This is a genomic window from Sphingobium sp. B2 (assembly GCF_007693735.1).
Taxonomy (GTDB): domain Bacteria; phylum Pseudomonadota; class Alphaproteobacteria; order Sphingomonadales; family Sphingomonadaceae; genus Sphingobium; species Sphingobium xenophagum.
The window spans coordinates 608,625-627,527 of sequence record NZ_VDBZ01000001.1 but is presented as its reverse complement, the minus strand read 5'-3'; the positions used below and the strand labels follow the sequence as shown (position 1 = coordinate 627,527).

General features: G+C 62.7%; 18 protein-coding genes. 4 read left to right on the top strand and 14 right to left on the bottom strand.

Translation table 11 applies throughout. The annotated features are described in order from the left end of the window. Positions 1-20: 20 nt before the first annotated feature. The 9 genes from lpdA to FE851_RS03110 all read right to left on the bottom strand — a co-directional run bounded on the left by lpdA (position 21) and on the right by FE851_RS03110 (position 10,567). On the bottom strand, positions 21-1,421 hold the full coding sequence (lpdA, locus tag FE851_RS03150; protein ID WP_145199757.1) for a dihydrolipoyl dehydrogenase: 1,401 nt from the start codon (positions 1,419-1,421) through the stop codon (positions 21-23). Positions 1,422-1,471: 50 nt separating this feature from the next. After that, the gene (locus FE851_RS03145; protein ID WP_145199754.1) at positions 1,472-1,735 is read right to left on the bottom strand and encodes a GIY-YIG nuclease family protein; all 264 of its coding nucleotides are present in this window, start codon (positions 1,733-1,735) and stop codon (positions 1,472-1,474) included. Between the two features lie 78 nt (positions 1,736-1,813). Then, positions 1,814-3,070 (bottom strand): 2-oxoglutarate dehydrogenase complex dihydrolipoyllysine-residue succinyltransferase, encoded by a 1,257-nt coding sequence (odhB, locus tag FE851_RS03140; RefSeq protein WP_145199751.1) that lies wholly within the window; start codon positions 3,068-3,070, stop codon positions 1,814-1,816. Positions 3,071-3,078: 8 nt separating this feature from the next. Continuing rightward, positions 3,079-5,874, bottom strand: a complete 2,796-nt coding sequence (locus FE851_RS03135) for a 2-oxoglutarate dehydrogenase E1 component (RefSeq protein ID WP_145204052.1) — start codon at positions 5,872-5,874, stop codon at positions 3,079-3,081. A gap of 82 nt (positions 5,875-5,956) precedes the next feature. Beyond that, on the bottom strand, positions 5,957-6,841 hold the full coding sequence (gene sucD / locus FE851_RS03130; RefSeq protein ID WP_145199748.1) for a succinate--CoA ligase subunit alpha: 885 nt from the start codon (positions 6,839-6,841) through the stop codon (positions 5,957-5,959). A gap of 98 nt (positions 6,842-6,939) precedes the next feature. Next, the gene (gene mdh / locus FE851_RS03125) at positions 6,940-7,902 is read right to left on the bottom strand and encodes a malate dehydrogenase (protein ID WP_017182653.1); all 963 of its coding nucleotides are present in this window, start codon (positions 7,900-7,902) and stop codon (positions 6,940-6,942) included. Between the two features lie 303 nt (positions 7,903-8,205). Then, positions 8,206-9,318, bottom strand: a complete 1,113-nt coding sequence (zapE, locus tag FE851_RS03120) for a cell division protein ZapE (protein WP_145199745.1) — start codon at positions 9,316-9,318, stop codon at positions 8,206-8,208. Next, positions 9,315-9,755 carry a PaaI family thioesterase gene (locus FE851_RS03115; protein ID WP_130752754.1) on the bottom strand — a complete coding sequence of 147 codons (441 nt, stop codon included), beginning with the start codon at positions 9,753-9,755 and terminating at the stop codon, positions 9,315-9,317. Before FE851_RS03115 ends, zapE begins: the two co-directional genes overlap by 4 nt. A 23-nt stretch (positions 9,756-9,778) precedes the next feature. Continuing rightward, positions 9,779-10,567: a succinate dehydrogenase iron-sulfur subunit gene (locus tag FE851_RS03110; protein WP_017182650.1), complete on the bottom strand. Its 789-nt coding sequence runs from the start codon at positions 10,565-10,567 to the stop codon at positions 9,779-9,781. 167 nt (positions 10,568-10,734) lie between these two features. Here FE851_RS03110 and FE851_RS03105 point away from each other — a divergent pair, with 167 nt between their 5' ends. The 3 genes from FE851_RS03105 to FE851_RS03095 are packed head-to-tail and all read left to right on the top strand — an operon-like array spanning position 10,735 to position 13,426. Continuing rightward, a complete protein-coding gene (locus FE851_RS03105) occupies positions 10,735-11,874 on the top strand; it encodes a hypothetical protein (protein ID WP_145199742.1) in 1,140 nt (379 codons plus the stop codon). Continuing rightward, on the top strand, positions 11,871-12,992 hold the full coding sequence (locus FE851_RS03100; RefSeq protein WP_145199739.1) for a CDP-alcohol phosphatidyltransferase family protein: 1,122 nt from the start codon (positions 11,871-11,873) through the stop codon (positions 12,990-12,992). Before FE851_RS03105 ends, FE851_RS03100 begins: the two co-directional genes overlap by 4 nt. Then, positions 12,989-13,426 (top strand): HIT family protein, encoded by a 438-nt coding sequence (locus tag FE851_RS03095; RefSeq protein ID WP_145199736.1) that lies wholly within the window; start codon positions 12,989-12,991, stop codon positions 13,424-13,426. The genes FE851_RS03100 and FE851_RS03095 overlap by 4 nt, the downstream gene beginning before the upstream one ends. A 28-nt stretch (positions 13,427-13,454) precedes the next feature. On the opposite strand, the gene FE851_RS03090 is transcribed toward FE851_RS03095, so the two are convergent. Beyond that, on the bottom strand, positions 13,455-14,219 hold the full coding sequence (locus FE851_RS03090; protein WP_017182646.1) for a sugar phosphate nucleotidyltransferase: 765 nt from the start codon (positions 14,217-14,219) through the stop codon (positions 13,455-13,457). Between the two features lie 177 nt (positions 14,220-14,396). Between FE851_RS03090 and FE851_RS03085 the strand changes: the two genes are divergently transcribed. Beyond that, positions 14,397-15,701, top strand: coding sequence for a lipopolysaccharide biosynthesis protein (locus tag FE851_RS03085; RefSeq protein ID WP_130752753.1), 1,305 nt, complete (start codon positions 14,397-14,399; stop codon positions 15,699-15,701). A gap of 205 nt (positions 15,702-15,906) precedes the next feature. Here FE851_RS03085 and rpsI read toward each other — a convergent pair whose 3' ends face one another. The 4 genes from rpsI to FE851_RS03065 all read right to left on the bottom strand — a co-directional run bounded on the left by rpsI (position 15,907) and on the right by FE851_RS03065 (position 18,898). After that, positions 15,907-16,467 carry a 30S ribosomal protein S9 gene (gene rpsI / locus FE851_RS03080; RefSeq protein ID WP_017182644.1) on the bottom strand — a complete coding sequence of 187 codons (561 nt, stop codon included), beginning with the start codon at positions 16,465-16,467 and terminating at the stop codon, positions 15,907-15,909. Beyond that, positions 16,467-16,946, bottom strand: a complete 480-nt coding sequence (gene rplM, locus FE851_RS03075) for a 50S ribosomal protein L13 (protein ID WP_017182643.1) — start codon at positions 16,944-16,946, stop codon at positions 16,467-16,469. The genes rpsI and rplM overlap by 1 nt, the downstream gene beginning before the upstream one ends. A gap of 135 nt (positions 16,947-17,081) precedes the next feature. Beyond that, complete coding sequence (locus FE851_RS03070; protein WP_409994471.1) at positions 17,082-17,879, bottom strand: hypothetical protein; 798 nt, start codon at positions 17,877-17,879, stop codon at positions 17,082-17,084. After that, the gene (locus tag FE851_RS03065) at positions 17,876-18,898 is read right to left on the bottom strand and encodes a COX15/CtaA family protein (RefSeq protein WP_145199733.1); all 1,023 of its coding nucleotides are present in this window, start codon (positions 18,896-18,898) and stop codon (positions 17,876-17,878) included. The genes FE851_RS03070 and FE851_RS03065 overlap by 4 nt, the downstream gene beginning before the upstream one ends. Between the last annotated feature and the right edge of the window lie 5 nt (positions 18,899-18,903).

Below are 18,903 nucleotides of genomic sequence, written 5' to 3'. Positions count from 1 at the left end.
TTGCCGACTGACGGCAGCAATCACATATGGATAGGCTTGCCGGTCACCGCCATCGCCGCTTCCTTGATCGCCTCGCTATGCGTCGGATGGGCGTGGCAGGTATAGGCGATATCCTCGCTCGATGCGCCAAATTCCATCGCCTGCACGACCTGCGCGATCATGGTGCCTGCCGGTACGGCGATGATCCACACGCCCAGCACCTTGTCGGTCTCAGCGTCAGCAATGACCTTCACGAAGCCGTCCGGCTCATGATTGGTCTTGGCGCGGCTGTTGGCCATCATCGGGAATTTGCCGACCTTGATCGGTCCCTTTTCCTTGGCCTGTTCCTCGGTCAAGCCGACGCCTGCGATTTCAGGCTTGGTGTACACGACACCGGGGATCAGGTCATGGTTCACGATGCCGGTCAGGCCCGCGATATTCTCGGCAACGGCAATGCCCTCATCCTCGGCCTTGTGGGCCAGCATGGGGCCGGGGATCACGTCGCCGATCGCCCAGACGCCGGGCACCTTGGTGGCGAATTCATGATCGGTTTCGATCTGGCCGCGCTTGTTCAGTTCCAGCCCGATCTTGTCGAGGCCCAATCCATCCGTATTGGGGCGACGGCCGATCGACACCAGAACCACATCCGCCTCGATCGTTTCGGCCGCGCCGCCCGCAGCAGGCTCGACGGTCAGGGTCACGCCCTTCTTGCCCGCCTTCGCGCCGGTCACCTTGGTGCCGAGCCGATATTCAAAGCCCTGCTTCTTGAAGATCTTGTTGGCTTCCTTGCGGATTTCGCCGTCCATGCCGGGCAGAATCTGGTCCAGATATTCCACGACTGTGACCTTGGCCCCCAGCCGACGCCACACGCTGCCCAGTTCCAGGCCGATGACGCCGCCGCCGACAACGACCAGATGCCCCGGCACCTTGTCCAGTTCCAGCGCACCGGTCGAATCGACGATCTGGCCGCCGGCATTGTCCACCTCGACACCCGGCAGCGGCATGACCGACGATCCGGTGGCGATAACGATATTCTTCGCCGTCACCGTTTCGCCGCCGACTGCAACCGTGTTTGCGCCGGTGAAGCTCGCCAGCCCCTTGAGCCAGGTCACCTTGTTCTTCTTGAACAGAAATTCGATGCCGCCGGTCAGACCCTTGACCGCGTCGACCCGTTGCCCCTGCATGGTCGGCAGGTCGAGGCTCATCTTGTCGATCTTGACGCCCAGCTTGGCGAGCGTGCCGTTGGCCGCTTCGTCATAGAGTTCCGACGCATGAAGCAATGCCTTGGACGGGATGCAGCCCACGTTAAGGCAGGTGCCGCCCAGCGTCTCACGGCTTTCCGCGCACGCGACCTTCAGGCCCAGCTGCGCCGCCCGGATCGCGGCCACATAGCCGCCTGGGCCAGCGCCGATCACCAGAACGTCATAATCATACTCGGCCATCGTTCTTCTTCCTCATAGTGTTCCTGCGAACGCAGGAACCCAGGGCGTCGTCAGAACAGCGTCTCGAACAAATCCCGCCACTGCGGATTTTCCCGTTCGATCAACTCGATCTTCCAGGCGCGCTTCCATTTCTTCATCTGCAGTTCGCGAAGCCTCGCTTCCTGCAAATCATCATATGACTCAAACCACACCAACATGGTGCAGCCATGTCGCTTCGTAAAGCCTTCAACCAAAGCGTTTCGATGCTGATATGCCCGGCCAGCCACATCGCTTGTAACACCCAGATAGACGGTGCCATTGCGTCGGCTGGCCATCAGATAGACATATCCCGCTTTCGTTGCATTTCTCCGCCCTGGGCTCCTGCGTTCGCGGGAGCACGTGGGAAATAAGCCTTACAGGTCGATCAGCAGACGGGTCGGATCTTCAATCGCATTCTTCACCGCGACCAGGAAGGTCACCGCCTCGCGACCGTCGATCAGACGATGGTCATAGGACAGCGCCAGATACATCATCGGACGCACCACGACCTGACCGTCGCGCACCACTGGACGATCCTCGATGCGGTGGAGGCCAAGCACTGCCGATTGGGGCGGGTTGATGATCGGGGTGGACATCAGGCTGCCGAACACGCCGCCATTGGAGATGGTGAAGGTGCCGCCCTTCATATCTTCCATGGTCAGCTTGCCTTCCTTCGCCTTGCGGCCAAAGTCGCCAATCGTCTTTTCGATCGTCGCCACGCTCATGCTTTCCGCGTTGCGGATGACGGGAACGACCAGACCGGTCGGTGCCGACACCGCGACCGAAATGTCGCAGAAATCGTTATAGACGATCTCGTCGCCCTCGATCTGGGCGTTGACGCCCGGAATGTCCTTCAGCGCCATGCAGACGGCCTTGGTGAAGAAGCCCATGAAGCCCAGACGGACGCCATGCTTCTTTTCGAACAGGTCCTTATATTTGGCCCGCGCCTCGATCACCGCACTCATGTCGACATCGTTGAAGGTGGTCAGCAGCGCCGCATTATTCTGCGCTTCCTTCAGGCGCTTGGCGACCGTCTGGCGCAGGCGGGTCATCTTGACCCGTTCCTGCGCGCGACCGGGACCGGACGCCGGTGCCGTTGCCGTTGCCGCAGGGGCCGAATCCGCCGCCGTCGCGGCCGCCGCCTTCGCCGTGCCAGCCGCTACAGCCGCCGTCACATCATCCTTGGTCAGGCGGCCGTCCTTGCCGGTGCCCTTGATCTTGCTGGGGTCCAGCCCATGCTCCAGCACCAGACGGCGCACGGCGGGCGACAGGGTCAGATTGCCGCCTTCCTCATCGTCCGATGCAGCAGGCGCGGGGGCCGAAGCGGCCGGTGCAGGCGCGGCGGCCTCCGCCTTGGCGGCGGGTGCAGCGGCAGGCGCGGCAGCAGCGGCTGCACCTTCGTTGATCAGCGCCAGCAGTGCGCCGACATTCACCGTATCGCCTTCCTTGGCGATGATGTCGCCCAGCGTGCCTGCGACCGGCGCGGGCACGTCTACCGCGACCTTGTCGGTTTCCAGGCTGACGATAGGCTCGTCGAGCGCGACGGCTTCACCGGGCTTTTTGAGCCACTGGCCCACGGTTGCTTCGGTAACGGATTCGCCCAGGGTAGGGACTTTGACTTCGGTGGCCATGAGCTTGTTCAGCCTTTCTTCTGGCGACGGATTTCTTCACGAACGCTGTGACCCAGCGCATCGGCGACGAGGGCGCCCTGTTCGGCGACATGGCGCTTGGCGAGGCCCGTGGCGGGCGACGCCGATGCCTTGCGACCGGCATAGCGGGCGCGCATCGGCGCCTTGCCGGCACTTGCCAGCGCTTCCTCGATATAAGGCTCCACATGGAACCATGCACCATTGTTGCGCGGTTCTTCCTGGCACCAGATCACTTCCGTCAGATTGGTCATCCGCTTGATACGGATGGCCAGCGCTTCGGTCGGGAAGGGATAAAGCTGTTCGATACGCACGATCTGGGTATTCTTGTCACCCGCCGCATCGCGCGCCTCAATCAGGTCATAGGCGACCTTGCCCGAACACAGGACCAGACGCTCCGTTTCCGCGTCCGGCGCCGGGTTGGTATCCGACAGGATGCGCATGAAGTGCGTATCGCCCTGGAAGTCCTGCGCCTGACTTACCGCCAGCTTGTGCCGCAGCAGAGACTTGGGCGTCATGATGATCAACGGCTTGCGGAACGGGCGCAACATCTGGCGACGCAGGACATGGAAATAATTGGCCGGCGTCGTGATGTTGGCGACCTGGATATTGCCTTCCGCGCACAGTTGCAGGAAGCGCTCCAGACGCGCCGAACTATGTTCCGGCCCCTGCCCTTCATAGCCATGCGGCAACAGGCAGACGAGGCCGTTTGAGCGCAGCCATTTGGTTTCCGATGATGCGATATACTGGTCGAAGATGATCTGCGCGCCATTGGCGAAGTCGCCAAACTGCGCTTCCCACAGCACCAGGCTCTTGGGGTCGGCGAGCGCATAGCCATATTCAAAGCCCAGCACGCCATATTCGGACAAGGGGCTATCCAGCACCTCGAACCGGCCATGGGGCACGGTCGACAGCGGGATATATTTCTTCTCCGTATTCTGGTCGACCCAGACCGAATGGCGCTGGCTGAACGTGCCACGACCGGAATCCTGCCCCGACAGTCGCACGCCATAGCCTTCCGACAGGAGCGAGCCAAAGGCCAGCGCCTCGCCCGTCGCCCAGTCGAAATTCGCGCCCGACTTGAACATCTCCGCCTTGGCATCCAGCACGCGCTGAAGCGTCTTGTGGACGGTGTGGCCCTGCGGCACGGTGGTCAGCGTCTTGCCCAGGCTGTCGAACAGCTTGGGGCTGATCGCCGATTCAACGCTCTGGCGTGCGGTTTCAGCATCGGCAGGCTTGTGCAGCCCCGACCAGCGACCCGCAAACCAGTCGGCCTTGTTGGCCTTATAGCTTTTGGACGCCTCAAACTCGTCTTCCAGATGGTTGACGAAGTCGCCCGTCGTCTTGGTGACATAATCATCGTCGACCACCCCCTGCGCCTTCAGGCGGGTGGCGTAGACTTCACTGACCGGCGGATGCTGGCGGATCTTCGCATACATCAGCGGCTGGGTGAATGACGGCTCGTCGCCTTCATTATGGCCGAAGCGGCGATAGCACCACATGTCGATTACGATGTCGCGATGGAAGGTCTGGCGATATTCGACCGCCAGCTTGCAGGCGAAAGTCACCGCTTCGGGATCGTCGCCATTCACATGCAGGATCGGCGCCTGCACACCCTTCGCCACGTCGGACGGATAGGGCGAGCCGCGCGAAAATTGCGGGCTGGTGGTGAAACCGACCTGGTTGTTGACGATGAAATGGATGCAACCGCCGGTATTGTAGCCCGCAACCCCGGAAAAGCCGAGGCATTCCCAGACGATACCCTGGCCCGCAAAGGCCGCGTCGCCATGGATCAGCACCGGCAAAACCTGCTCATGCTTGGCCAGATCGTCGCGGAACGTCTGCTGCGCACGCACCTTGCCGAGCACCACCGGATCGACGGTTTCAAGGTGCGAGGGGTTGGGGACCAGCGACATGTGGACCTTGACCCCGTCAAATTCGCGGTCGGTCGATGTACCCAGATGATATTTGACGTCGCCCGAACCACCGACATCTTCCGGGTTCGCGGTGCCGCCGGAAAATTCGTGGAAGATGACGCGAAAGCCCTTGGCCATCACGTTGGCCAGCACGTTCAGGCGGCCACGATGGGCCATGCCATAGACGATTTCACGTATGCCCGACTGGCCGCCATATTTGATGACCGCCTCGAGCGCAGGAATCATCGATTCGCCGCCGTCCAGACCAAAACGCTTGGTGCCGACATATTTGCGGCCCAGGAACTTTTCATATTGTTCGCCCTGGATGACCTTGGCCAGGATCGCCTTCTTGCCCTCTGGCGTAAAGATGATTTCCTTGTCCTTGCCTTCCATCCGCTCCTGAAGGAAACGGCGTTCCTCCACATCGGCGATGTGCATATATTCCAGGCCGACATTGCCGCAATAATTGGCGCGCAGGATCGCGACGATTTCGGTCACGGTCGCGAATTGCAGGCCCAGCGTACCGCCCAGGAATATCTTTTTGGCCGGATCGGTCAGGCCATGATATTCCGGTGTCAGATCGGCCGGCAAGTCGCGCTGGGTCAGCCCAAGCGGATCGAGATTGGCGGCGAGATGACCGCGCACGCGATAGGTGCGGATCAACATCTGCGCGCGAATGGCGTCCTCTGCCGCCTGCGCTATGTCGGCGTCCGACACCGACTTGCCCGCAGACTTGGCGGCGGCCTTTACGGCCACCTGCATCTGGGTCGGGTCCATCGCCCCAGTCAGGTCGTCCGTATCCGCCAGCGGCCAGTTGGGTCGCGCCCAGCTTGGACCTTGCTCGACTTCAAAATCCTGGTTTTCGTAACCCATCATCATATCCCATCCGTGCCGCGTGCAGTCGCGGTCGGGCAAAGGACGGCCGGGGTGCAGCCCGGCCGCCTTACAGGCCTGATCAGCCGTTCAGCACTTCCAGCAGGGTCGTGCCCAGTTCGGACGGGCTGGCCGCAACCTTGATGCCCGCCGCTTCCATCGCGGCGATCTTGCTTTCCGCGTCGCCCTTGCCACCCGACACGATCGCGCCGGCATGGCCCATGCGGCGGCCCGGAGGCGCCGTGCGACCGGCGATGAAGCCAGCCATCGGCTTCTTGCGGCCCTTCTTGGCTTCGTCGATCAGGAACTGCGCCGCCTGCTCTTCCGCGTCACCGCCGATTTCACCGATCATGATGATCGATTCGGTGGCGTCGTCGGCCAGGAACAGTTCCAGCACGTCGATGAAGTTGGTGCCATTGACCGGATCGCCGCCAATGCCGACCGCCGTGGTCTGACCCAGGCCAGCGTTCGACGTCTGGAACACCGCTTCATAGGTCAAGGTGCCCGAACGCGACACGACGCCGACGCTGCCCGCCTTGAAAATGCTGCCGGGCATGATGCCGATCTTGCATTCGTTGGGGGTCAGCACGCCGGGGCAGTTCGGGCCGATCAGGCGCGACTTGCTGCCCGACAGTGCGCGCTTCACGCGGACCATGTCGAGGACGGGGATGCCTTCGGTGATGCAGATGATCAGCGGAATTTCCGCGTCGATCGCTTCCAGGATCGAATCGGCCGCAAATGGCGGCGGCACGTAAACGACCGACGCATCCGCGCCGGTCTTGGTCTTGGCTTCCAGCACCGTGTCGAACATGGGCAGGCCGATATGAGTCGAACCACCTTTGCCCGGCGTGACCCCGGCAACCATCTGGGTGCCATAGGCGAGCGCCTGTTCGGTGTGGAAGGTGCCGGTGGCACCGGTCATCCCCTGGGTGATGACCTTGGTGTTCTTGTTCACCAGAATGGACATGCGTGTCCCTTTACATTCTGTGGACGTGGCACTTGGTCGAATGCATCCCGTTTCAGGCTGCGCACTTACCTGAAACGGGATGGTGCAGCTCTGAAGTGTCAGGCGAGCGAGGGATCAATACCCTTGCACGCTTCCAGCAGTTCCTTGACGGCGTCGACCGAAACCTGAAGATTGGCTTTGGCTTCGTCGTTGAGTTCGATTTCGATGACCTGCTCGACGCCATCCTTGCCGATGATGACAGGCACGCCGACATAGAGATTGTCGACGCCATATTGGCCGGTCAGGTTGGCCGCGCAGGGCAGCAGGCGCTTCTTGTCGCCCAGATAGGATTCCGCCATCGCGATCGCGCTGGTGGCGGGCGCGTAGAAGGCAGAGCCGGTCTTGAGCAGCGCGACGATTTCGCCGCCGCCCGAACGGGTGCGCTGAACGATGGCGTCGATACGCTCTTGAGTGGAGCGGCCCTGCTTGATGAGGTCAGGCACGGGGATACCGGCGACGGTCGAATATTCGATCACCGGCACCATGGTATCGCCATGGCCGCCCAGCACGAAGCTGGTGACGTCCTTGGCCGACACGTTGAATTCTTCGGCCAGGAAGTGATTGAAGCGCGAGCTGTCCAGCACGCCGGCCATGCCGACGACCTTGTTGTGCGGCAGACCCGAAAATTCGCGCAGCGCCCAAACCATCGCGTCGAGCGGGTTGGTAATGCAGATGACGAAGGCGTCGGGCGCGTTGGCGGCAATGCCTTCGCCCACCGCCTTCATGACTTTCAGGTTGATGCCCAGCAGGTCGTCGCGGCTCATGCCCGGCTTGCGCGCAACACCGGCGGTCACGATGATGACATCGGCGCCAGCAATATCGGCATAATCGTTGCTGCCGGTGATCTTGGCGTCGAAGCCTTCGACCGAAGCGCACTGGGACAGGTCGAGCGCCTTGCCCTGTGGCACGCCTTCCACGACGTCGAACAGGACGATATCGCCCAGCCCCTTCAGGGCCGCGAGATGCGCGAGCGTGCCGCCAATGTTACCAGCGCCGATGAGCGCGATCTTGTTACGGGCCATATGTCTGTCATCCTCCAAGACGTAAACTCTGGAATTGATGGCCCGCTTAAGCCGATAATGCAGGGGTTTCAACTAACAAAGGCCGTAAGAGCAAATTATCTTTGCAACTCATTCGCAATTGCGATAAGAGCAGCAACACCCTGTCGCTCCCGGCTCCCACCCTGGCCGTCGAGCTGTCCCTGCAGCGGTATCCTGCCGGATGCTTTCCCGACGGAGAGCATCCGGTCTGTTTTTCCCCGTTTTCAGCAAGAAGATTGCGTCATGATGACGGCAGCGCACGGCGGGCCGTGCCCGTTGCGGTACCTATTTGGGACCGTGGCCCAGCGCCAGATAATCGTCCGACTGCATTTCCATCAGTCGCGACACGGTCCGTTCAAATTCGAACGCGCCGTCTCCCTCCGGGTAGAGCCGCGCCGGTTCCGCGTCCGCCGACGCCAGCAACTTCACCTTATACTCGTAGAGCGAGTCGATCAGCGTCACGAAGCGCGCGGCCTCATTGCGCTTCTCCGGCCCCAGGACCGGGATACCGACGATGATCACTGTATGATATTTCCGGGCGATCGCCAGATAGTCGGGGGCGCCGCGCGCCTCCGCGCATAACCGCTTGAACGAAAAGACCGCCACGCCCTTCAGGCTCTTTGGCACATGGAGCGTCCGCCCGCCCTGCACCTTTATGTCCTCCGAGGGCACATGGGCGCGGTCTGACGGGGGATAATCGGTCAGGCGGAAAAATGCCGTGCTGAGCGCGACCGTCGCCGCTTCGCCATTGGGGCAGTGCCACAAGGTCGCGTCGCCCAGTCGGTCGCGGCGATAGTCGGTCGGGCCGTTCAGCGTCAGGACGTCCAGGCGATCCTTGATCAGGTCGATGAAGGGCAGGAAAAGCTGACGGTTAAGTCCATTTTTGTAGAGTTCGTCCGGTTCGCGGTTGGACGTCGTGACGATCGTCACCCGCTTTTCCAGCAGCCCGGTAAACAGGCGGGACATGATCGCGGCATCAGCCATATTGTTGACGACCATCTCGTCAAAACAGAGCAAGCGCGCCTCGTCGGCCAGCGACTCCACGACCGGCGGGATCGGATCGCCCTTCTCCGACTTGCGGGCCTCCGCCAGCCGCGCATGGACGTCGAGCATGAATTCATGGAAATGCGCGCGCTTCTTGCGCTGGATCTTCACCGTGTCGAAGAACAGGTCCATCAGCATCGACTTGCCGCGACCGACCCCACCCCACATGTAGAGGCCGCGCGGCGGCTCAGGCATTTTGCGAAGCAGCTTCCACAGCGTCGAACCGCGTGCGGGAACCGCCTCCAATTGCTGCTGCAAGGTGTCGAGTCGCAACGCCGCCGCGCGCTGATCGGGATCGGCGCGCAATTCGCCAGCCGCGATCAGCGCCTCATATCGGGCAACCACACCTGTCACTTGGCCACAATGACCTTGCGCAATGTAGCGGTAGAGGCCGCGATCAAACCATCGCCCTGCGCGATCGTCATGCGCAGGAACAGCATCTTGCCCGTTTCCTTGAGCAGTTCGACATCGGCGATCATCGTCAAACCGCGCTTGCCCAGTCCCAGATATTGCATCGACAGGTCGATGGTGAGCGCGGCCATCTGATCCTCACGCCCCATCGCCCAGAGCGCGATGAAATAGGCGTGATCGGCAAAGCCTGCGGCAAAACCGCCGTGCATATTGCCAAAGCGGTTCATGTGCTGCGGTCGCACCTCCAGCGCGACCCGCGCCTTGCCCGGGGCGTCGCTGCGCGCATAACCGCTGCCGATCACCGAGGGGAAATCGACGCTGTCCGAATCGCCCCAGCGCCGCCAACCGCTCCAATCCTCCGCCGGTACGGCGGAAGCCATCGCCTCGGTCTTACTCACGACAATCAGAGCTGCCGCTCGACCATCATCTTCTTGGTTTCGGCGATCGCCTTGGCCGGGGACAGACCCTTGGGGCAGACATTCGCGCAGTTCATGATCGTGTGGCAGCGATACAGGCGGAAGGGGTCTTCCAATTCGTCGAGACGATCGCCGGTATATTCATCGCGGCTGTCCGCCAGCCAGCGATAGGCCTGCAACAGGATGGCCGGGCCGAGGAACTTGTCCGAATTCCACCAGTAGGACGGGCAGCTGGTCGAACAGCAGGCGCACAGAATGCATTCGTAAAGGCCGTCCAGCTTCTCGCGATCGGCGGGCGACTGGAGCCGCTCCTTGCCCGACGGCGGCGGCGACACGGTCTTGAGCCAGGGCTGGATCGAATTATACTGCGCGTAGAAATGGGTGAAATCAGGAACCAGATCCTTGATCACATCCATATGCGGCAGCGGCGTGATCCGCACGTCCTTGCCCGAACATTCCTCGATCGCGGTGGTGCAGGCCAGCCCGTTCTTGCCGTTCATGTTCATCGAACAGGAACCGCAAATCCCTTCACGGCAAGACCGGCGGAAGGTCAGCGTCGGATCATATTCATTCTTGATCTTGATCAGCGCGTCCAGAACCATCGGGCCGCAATTGTCGAGATCAATCTCATAGGTGTCGTAACGCGGGTTCTGCCCGGAGTCGGGATCGTAGCGATACACCTTGAAGCTGCGCACCTTCGTCGCGCCTGCGGGTGCGGGGTGGGTCACACCCTTGCCGCTGATCTTGCTGTTTTTGGGCAACGCAAATTCGGCCATCTGAATAAGTCCTGCTATCCCGTTTCCACGCCCCTGAACAATATAGGGACCGCTTAGTCAAGCTGCACCATTGTGTTTACGCACGAGTTCGCATGCCAGGTTTGCTTGCATCTGGTCAATCCAGGCCGCCCGTGGCAAGAGGGCGCCACCCCCTGATACGGCCATTCATGCGCGTCCTTTTCCTGTTCATTGGCGAACCCCATCACCTGTTTCATGCCCTGCCGATTGCAGCAGAAATGGCAGCCGCGGGTCATCGCCCGACCATCGCGCTGGCCAGCGAAGCGCATGTGCGCGTCATGCAACGTCTGGCCGATATTTACCCGGCGTTCGCGCCGGATGTGCATTTGCTGGGTCGGGGCCGGATCACCCGTTTGCTGCGCGCGATCGGCATCGGCCGTCATTCGCGCTTGCTCACCCTGCTGAGCGCGCTTCCCTTTCTGCGCAGGTTCGATGCGATTGTCGTGCCGGAACGTACCACCACCTTGGTCCGCCACCTGCTGCCGCGCCACACCAGCCTGATCTTCACGCCCCATGGCGCGGGCGACCGGGCGATCATGCTGGACCCGCGCGACCGGCATTTCGATTTCGTGCTGGTGTGCGGGAAAAAGAGCGAGCAGCGGTTGCTGGAGGCTGGGACGATCCGCCCCGGCCATTATGCGACCAACGGCTATGTCAAACTGGACCTGATGGCGCAGATGCAGCGACGACGGGTGCCGCTGTTCGACAATGATCGACCAACTGTGGTCTACGCCCCGCATTTCCGCCGCTCCCTATCCTCCTGGGATCGGTTCGGGCAGGATGTCATCGCCTGGTTCAGCGCGCAGGATCGCTACAATCTGGTTGTCGCGCCGCATGTCCGCCTGTTTGCCGATGCGCCGCAATCGGCAAGGGACGCCATCACCGCGCTCGCCATCCCTGGCAAGGTCATGATCGATCTCGATTCGGATCGCCTGTTCGACATGAGCTATATGATCGGAGCGGACATTTATCTGGGTGACGTCAGCAGTCAGGTGTATGAATTTCTGGCCATACCGCGCCCCTGCCTGTTCCTGAATGCCCATGGCGTGCAGTGGCAGGGCGATGCGGATTATCTGTTCTGGACGCTGGGCGACGTGCTGGACGATCTGTCAGACCTGCAACAGGCGCTGGACCGGGCGGCAACGCGGCACCCCCACTATATCGATGCGCAGCGCCTGCGCCTCGCGGAATCGGTTGGGGGCGATCCCACCGGTGCGGCACGACGCGGTGCAGACGCCATCGCCGCATTCCTTGAAAATGACGGCCCAGCCGGTAAGAGCGAAATATGACCACCCCCCTTGCATCGTCGCCCCCCAGCCTGTCGCTGATCGGTGCCAATCCTGCCCTGTTGTGGGGTATGACCAACGCCGAACGGCTGGCAAGACTGGCGCGCGCAGAGGGCATGACGGCTGATCCCGAAGCAACCGACGCGCGCCTTCATGTCAATCTGGACTATGTGTTCGATCCGGTTTGGCTGCGCCATGTTCTGGCTTCGCCGGGGATGGTCGTCATGGACGGCGACGCGCTTGTCATGGCGCACCTCCCCCGGTCGATAGCGCCATCCACCGATCAGATCGCCGCGCACCGGGCCACGCTGACCATCATCGATTATCGGGACGGCCCGCTGATCTACAACCGTCAGCTGCGCAAACTCGACTGCCCCTTCATCCAGCGGCTGACCCCGGCAACCCGGCGCGAGATTGAGCGGCGCAGCTATTTCGGCGCCTATAAGGGCGTGACCGACCTGCTGACCAAATATCTCTGGCCCGAACTGGCGCTGGTGCTGACGCGGATCGCGGCGCAGCTGCGCATGACCCCGAATATGGTTTCGGTGATCGGCGTGACCCTGTGCCTGCTTGCGACATGGCTGTTCGCGCAGGGCATGTACTGGACCGGCTTCCTGTCCGGCTTCATCTTCATGGTGCTCGACACGGTGGACGGCAAACTCGCGCGTTGCACCATCACATCGTCCAAATGGGGCAATGTGATCGACCATGGTGTCGATCTGGTCCACCCGCCCTTCTGGTGGTATTTCTGGGGGACCGGACTGGCCTATTGGGGGCTGGCGCTGTCGACCCGGACCTTCGCGCTGGTGATGGCGGCGGTGATCGCAGGCTATGTGCTGCAACGGCTGATCGAGGGGATGTTTCTCAAGGATTTCGGCATGGACATCCATGTCTGGCAGCGCTTCGACAGCCAGTTCCGCCTGATCACCGCGCGGCGCAACCCCAATATGGTCATCCTGTTCGTGTCGCTGCTGTTCGGGCGACCCGACATCGGCCTGATCGCGCTGGCCTGGTGGACGGTCATTTCCCTGATCGTCCATGCCGTGCGGCTGGCGCAAGCCTATGCCGTCAGGCGGTCCGGGCAGCCAATCGTCAGCTGGATGGAGCAAGCCCGGTCATGAACCCCACGATCGAGAAATTCGGCTGGCCCGCCACGCTGATCGCGGAGTTCACCCACTGGGTCGTGCTGCTCCGCCCGGCCCAGCCGACGCTGGGGTCGCTGATCCTGGCGGCCAAAAGCGACGCGACGGCGTTTGGCGACCTGCCTGGCGACGCCCATGCCGAACTCAAGACCGTCACCGCTGCGATCGAGGCGGCGCTGACCAAGGCGGTGGGCTATGCGAAGATCAACTATCTGATGCTGATGATGGTTGACCCCCACGTCCATTTCCATGTCATCCCCCGCTATGAAGGGACACGCAGCGCGGCGGGTGTGCGTGTGGCGGATGCGGGGTGGCCGGGGCAGCCGGACCTTGGGCCTGCGGTCAAGCTCGACAGTGAGCTGGACAATGTAAAAGCGTGGCTGCAAATTCATTTCGATACCGAAATGAAGTAACCGGCAGTCTCTTTGACGACTGCCGCTCTTATCGCCCGTAGCGCCCCTCGGCGACCCATTTCGCGGTCAATGCCGTCGCCGCCTCGACATCCTGATGGAAGTCGACCTCCTGCCATTCCAGCCCCTCGATCGACACGGTGCCGACCCGGTTGCCCTTGGCGATGATGTCGATCGCGCGCAGATACCAGCGTTCGACGCCTTCGGGGGTACGCATCATCTGGTCGATCTGGTTGCGGAAGATTGCCGGGCCTTCGCCGGTGAAGGCCAGCATGCCGATCGATTCAGCGTTGGTGTCGGGCGGCAGCAGCCGCTTGCCGATATGGTGCAGGCGACCACTCTCGTCGCGGTTCACCTTCATGTCGTCATCGTCATAGTCGGGCTTCACGTCGACTGTCACGGTGATCGCATCCTGCGTCCCGGCTATGAGCTTCGCGACGATTTCGTCCGACACGATGGTGTCGCCGTTCAGGATGATGAAGTCCCGGTCCATCTCCTCCCGCACGATCCAGCAGGTGCCAAGGTTATCGGCCACCTGAAAGAAGGGGTTGAACACGCAGCGGATGCGCGCGCCGGTCTCGCGATACAATTGCAGCGCATGATCCTCGACCCGTTCGGTGCGAAACCCCGTCACCACCACGATGTCGGTCACGCCATTGGCGACCAGCGCGGCGATCTGCCAGCTGATCAGGGTGCGGCCGTTAAAGTCGATCATGCATTTGGGCACGTCGCGGGTCAGCGGCAACAGGCGCGATCCTTGCCCGGCGGACAGGATGATGGCTTTGGTGATGGTCATGGCGCGGGTCTTTAGAAGGGAAATTGGCCGAAAAAAAGGCGGCGTTTGCACTCGGTTCAGTGGGCGCTTAAAGCGCAGCGTGCTCCTGCGCAGGCAGGAGCCCAGATCGGAGCGAGGAACTGGGCTCCTGCCTGCGCAGGAGCACGTCGCGGTCAGTTTGAAGGACCTGGTTGGTTGATGTTCAAGCCCGGCGCAGCACAGGACGGCTTTTCCCGCATATTGGCCAATACCGGCTGGCTGCTGGGGGGCAAGGGCGTGGGCGCGGTCTTGAGCCTGGCCTATCTCGCCATCGTCACCCGCACGCTGGGCGTGGCCGATTTCGGGCGGTTCGCGCTGGTGCTGAGCGCGGCCACCGTCATCAAGACGATCACCAGCTTCGACAGCTGGCAGATCGTCGTGCGCTATGGCCAGACCCATCTGGCAGCGGACAATGGCGACGCGCTCAACCGGGTGCTGCGTTTCTGCATTATGATCGACCTTGCCTCCGCCGCGGTCGGCGGGGCGATTGCCGCAGTCATCATCCTGGCCTTTGGCGGCCTGCTGGAACTGCCGCCGGGCATGGGGTGGCAGGCATGGCTGTTCTGCATGGTGATGATGATCACGATCCGGTCCAGCCCCACCGGCATATTGCGCCTGTTCGACCGGTTCGATTCCGCCGCGCTCGCCGAAACCATGATCCCGGTCGGACGGATGATCGGCGCGGTCGCCGCGCTTTGGCTGATGCCGACGATCACCGGCTTTCTGATCGCCTGGGGCGCGGCGGAGCTATTATGTGCGCTCGCCTATTGGTGGCTCGCTTTGCGCGAAGGGCGCGGGCGGATCGGCGCGTGGCGCGCCGGACGGGCGCTGGATGCGCGGGCAGAAAATCCCGGCATTATCGGCTTCCTGACCGCCACCAACCTCCAGACCAGCCTGTCGTCCATGGGACAGCAGGTCGCAGTGCTGGTGGTCGGGCTGTTCGTCGGACCAGTCGGCGCCGGCCTGTATCGCCTGGCCAACCAGCTTGCCAATTCGCTGACGAAGATTTCCAGCCTGCTGTCGCGCAGCATCTTCGTCGAGCTGTCACGCAGCGGCAGTCAGGGGGGCGAGGCGCTGGGCGCGCTGTTCCGCCGTACGAACCGGCTGGCGCTGGTCGCTGGCGCGGTGATCATCGCGCTGATCCTGACCATCGGCCATCCGCTGCTGGGGCTGATCGCCGGGCGGGAGTTTCTGCCCGCCTATCCGCTGCTGCTGCTGTTGGGCATCGCCGCCTGCATCGACCTGATCGGGGTCAGCTATCGCCCGCTGCTGATGGCGACCGACCGGGCGGGTCTGTCGCTGCGCATCACCTTCATCTCGACCGCGCTCTTGCTGGGGATGCAGGCCGCGCTGTTGCCGCTTTACGGCACGATGGGCGCGGCCAGCGCCAATATCGTCGCAGCCATTGCCGGCTTCGTGATGATGGGCCTGGCCAGCCGCAAGGCTGTTCGCGCGCAGGGGTGAGCGGGCGGCTGGGCGTAGCTTCACCTTCCGCCGTTCGTTTGGAGTGCAGTCGAGAAACGTGGCCCGCGGTTTCTCGACTACGCTCGAAACGAACGGAGGGTGGAAGATGACACCCCGCTCCCGTTCCGTCCCCCCTCATAGCGCGCAACGAAAAAGGGGCCGGAAAACCGGCCCCTTCTCGATCGTCTGACAGTAGCTGAAACGCTTAGCGCTTCGAGAACTGGAAGCTCTTGCGGGCCTTCGCCTTGCCGTACTTCTTACGTTCGACAACGCGGCTGTCGCGGGTCAGGAAGCCTTCGGCCTTGACCGCGCTGCGCAGCGCCGGTTCATACTTGGTCAGCGCCTGGGCGATGCCATGCTTGACCGCGCCGGCCTGACCCGAAAGGCCACCACCCTTGACGGTGCAGATCACGTCATACTGACCGGTGCGGTCGGTGACGCCGAACGGCTGGTTGATCACCAGACGCAGGGTCGGACGGGCGAAATAGATTTCCTGATCGCGGCCATTGACCGTGATCTTGCCGGTGCCGGGCTTTACCCAGACGCGGGCAACGGCGTCCTTACGACGGCCAGTCGCATAGGCGCGGCCAAGATTGTCGATTTCCTGCTGGCGCAGCGGCATGGTCGACACAGGCGGCGCGATGGGCGCGTCGGCGGCAACGTCCGCAGCAGGCGCTTGCGCAGCGGCAGGCGCGGCAGCCGGAGCCGCGGCAGCTTCGGCAGCGATCTGTGCGAGATCAGACAGGGACTGGCGGTTATCGGACATTATGCACCCACCTTGTTCTTGCGGTTGCGCGACGCGAAGTCGAGCACTTCGGGGTTCTGGGCTTCATGCGGATGCTCGGCGCCGCCGAACACGCGCAGGTTGCGCATCTGCTGGCGACCCAGCGGGCCACGCGGGATCATGCGTTCGATCGCCTTTTCCAGCACGCGCTCAGGGAAACGGCCTTCCAGAATCTTGGCCGGGGTGGTTTCCTTGATGCCGCCGGCATAGCCGGTGTGCTTGTAATAAACCTTGTCGGTCAGCTTCTTGCCGGTGAACTTCACCTTGCCAGCATTGATGATGATGACATTGTCACCACAATCGACATGGGGCGTGAAGCTGGGCTTGTGCTTGCCGCGCAGGATGTTCGCCACGGTCGAAGCGAGACGGCCGACCACAAGGCCTTCCGCGTCGATCAGGACCCATTTTTTTTCGACCGTCGCCGGCGTCGCCGACTTGGTGGTCTTCATCAGCGCCTTCATGGTGCCAATTCTCCAGAATGAAAAAGGAAACCGGACGCCGTTGCCGACGCCCGGAAGTGGGGTGCTAATGACGGGTGGCAGGCTGCAAGTCAAGAGATTCGGCGGCTTTGCTGACGGGTAAAATAATACCCGTTGTTAATCGGCAGGCGTCAGATCCCGCTTTTCGGTCACCGCGCGCGTTCCCAGCGCCAGATTGCGCTGCTGCTGCTCGATCAGGCCGGTGCGCCGCGACAGGTGGTAAGTGACGCCGACAGCGATCCCCTGCCCAGCCAATTGTTCATCCAGATCGAGCGCAGCATCCGATCGCGCCGTCACCCGCAGCACGCCTTCGACCGGGACCGGACGGCCAAGCGGCGCGCCAGCGACCGTCCGCACGCCACGCCCCGCGCCATCCTCCACCGTGTCGCCAGCAAACAGGAAGATCGGTCGCAACTCGCCCGCCAGCAACGCCAGCCGCCCTTCCGGCGACAGGCCCGACAGCAAAGCCTGTACGGACAGCACGGCCTTGTGCCGCGGCGTGTCTGGCGCAAAGCTCGCCTGCATCCTTGCCAACCCGGCCTCTACCGCGCCCCAGACCGCATCCATATTGTCGAGCGCTGTAATCTGTCCCCTGGCATCGACATGAAAGCGATGCTCCACCCCGATCAGCGGCGTCAGCGCGGCGGCATAGGGTTCAGCGCCCGATGCAGGCGCATCGCTGTCGATAGTGCGCAAGGTGGCGTGGAGGATATAGCCGTCCGCAACCTTGTCGAACCGCAGGTCGCGCGTCGCGGTGAACCGGCTGACCTTGCCTTCGACGGGGCGGTGTTGCTCGATCCGATAGGTGAGATTGCGATCGACCGGCGGCGCGAAGGGGATGGCGATCGCTTCGGCCTGTGCCACACCCGGCACAAGCAGCGCCAGCCAGAGCGCCGCTGCACGCATCGCCATCATATGCGCCGGGTGCCAATGGCATGCGCGCCCCAGGCTGCCGACGCCACGACCAGAGCGCCGACCGCCTGATGCAGCACGGCGAGCGGCAGGGCGATGCCGCTCAGCACGGTCGCGATGCCCAGCACGATCTGCGTACCGACCGCCGCATTGATCGCGATCGAGGGTGCGCGCTGTCCGGCGCGCCTGGCCTGCCGGGCCAGCAGGATGAGCGCAACGGCAGCGCCCCAGGCCCACCAGCGATGGAGAAAATGGACGAGATAGGGATCACTGGAGACGGTGGCCCAAAGCGAACCCATCCAGCTGATCCCTTCCGGCACCAGATGATCGTTCATCAGCGGCCAGGTGCTGGATACATAGCCCGCATCCAGACCGGCCGTGAAAGCGCCCAACATGAGTTGCACGAACAGCGCCAGCAGCGCGACGAGCGCCAGTGGCCGCAATCGTGCCGGACGGGCGCGGCTGTTGCGCGACAGCGCCAGCAGATCGAGCGCGGTCCAGATCAATCCGCCGATGATGAAAAGCGCCGTCAGCAAATGTACCGCCAGCCGGTAATGGCTGACATCGGTGCGCAAGGTCAGGCCCGACTTGACCATCCACCAACCAATTGCCCCCTGCAATCCGCCGAGCGCCAGCAGCGCCACCAGCCGGGGGCCGTAACCCGCCGGAATGGCGCGCTTCCACGCAAACCATGCCAGCGGCAAGGCGAAGGCGATCCCGATCAGCCGTCCCAGCAGCCGATGCAGCCATTCCCAGAAGAAGATGAACTGGAAATCGGACAGGCTCATGCCCCGGTTGATCTGCTGATATTCGGGGATTTGCTGATAGAGGCGGAAGGCCTCCATCCACTGGTCGTGGGTCAGCGGCGGTATGGCGCCGGTGATCGGCTTCCACTGGGTGATCGACAGGCCCGATTCGGTCAGGCGGGTGATGCCGCCGACCACGACCATGAAGAACACCAGCGCAGCGACGAACAGCAACCAGCGGGCGATCGCCACCGGGCGGGGAGAGGGATTGGCCATAGCCG

Bases quoted from the DNA above. Each gene is read 5' to 3' on its own strand.
- mdh (WP_017182653.1), bottom strand. From the start codon at position 7,902: ATGGCCCGTAACAAGATCGCGCTCATCGGCGCTGGTAACATTGGCGGC.
- rplM (WP_017182643.1), bottom strand. From the start codon at position 16,946: ATGAAGGCGCTGATGAAGACCACCAAGTCGGCGACGCCGGCGACGGTC.
- FE851_RS03095 (WP_145199736.1), top strand. From the start codon at position 12,989: ATGAACCCCACGATCGAGAAATTCGGCTGGCCCGCCACGCTGATCGCG.
- FE851_RS03065 (WP_145199733.1), bottom strand. From the start codon at position 18,898: ATGGCCAATCCCTCTCCCCGCCCGGTGGCGATCGCCCGCTGGTTGCTG.
- rpsI (WP_017182644.1), bottom strand. From the start codon at position 16,467: ATGTCCGATAACCGCCAGTCCCTGTCTGATCTCGCACAGATCGCTGCC.
- FE851_RS03090 (WP_017182646.1), bottom strand. From the start codon at position 14,219: ATGACCATCACCAAAGCCATCATCCTGTCCGCCGGGCAAGGATCGCGC.
- sucD (WP_145199748.1), bottom strand. From the start codon at position 6,841: ATGTCCATTCTGGTGAACAAGAACACCAAGGTCATCACCCAGGGGATG.
- lpdA (WP_145199757.1), bottom strand. From the start codon at position 1,421: ATGGCCGAGTATGATTATGACGTTCTGGTGATCGGCGCTGGCCCAGGC.
- FE851_RS03110 (WP_017182650.1), bottom strand. From the start codon at position 10,567: ATGGCCGAATTTGCGTTGCCCAAAAACAGCAAGATCAGCGGCAAGGGT.
- FE851_RS03105 (WP_145199742.1), top strand. From the start codon at position 10,735: ATGCGCGTCCTTTTCCTGTTCATTGGCGAACCCCATCACCTGTTTCAT.
- odhB (WP_145199751.1), bottom strand. From the start codon at position 3,070: ATGGCCACCGAAGTCAAAGTCCCTACCCTGGGCGAATCCGTTACCGAA.
- FE851_RS03145 (WP_145199754.1), bottom strand. From the start codon at position 1,735: ATGGCCAGCCGACGCAATGGCACCGTCTATCTGGGTGTTACAAGCGAT.
- FE851_RS03115 (WP_130752754.1), bottom strand. From the start codon at position 9,755: ATGGCTTCCGCCGTACCGGCGGAGGATTGGAGCGGTTGGCGGCGCTGG.
- FE851_RS03085 (WP_130752753.1), top strand. From the start codon at position 14,397: ATGTTCAAGCCCGGCGCAGCACAGGACGGCTTTTCCCGCATATTGGCC.
- FE851_RS03135 (WP_145204052.1), bottom strand. From the start codon at position 5,874: ATGGGTTACGAAAACCAGGATTTTGAAGTCGAGCAAGGTCCAAGCTGG.
- FE851_RS03100 (WP_145199739.1), top strand. From the start codon at position 11,871: ATGACCACCCCCCTTGCATCGTCGCCCCCCAGCCTGTCGCTGATCGGT.
- FE851_RS03070 (WP_409994471.1), bottom strand. From the start codon at position 17,879: ATGATGGCGATGCGTGCAGCGGCGCTCTGGCTGGCGCTGCTTGTGCCG.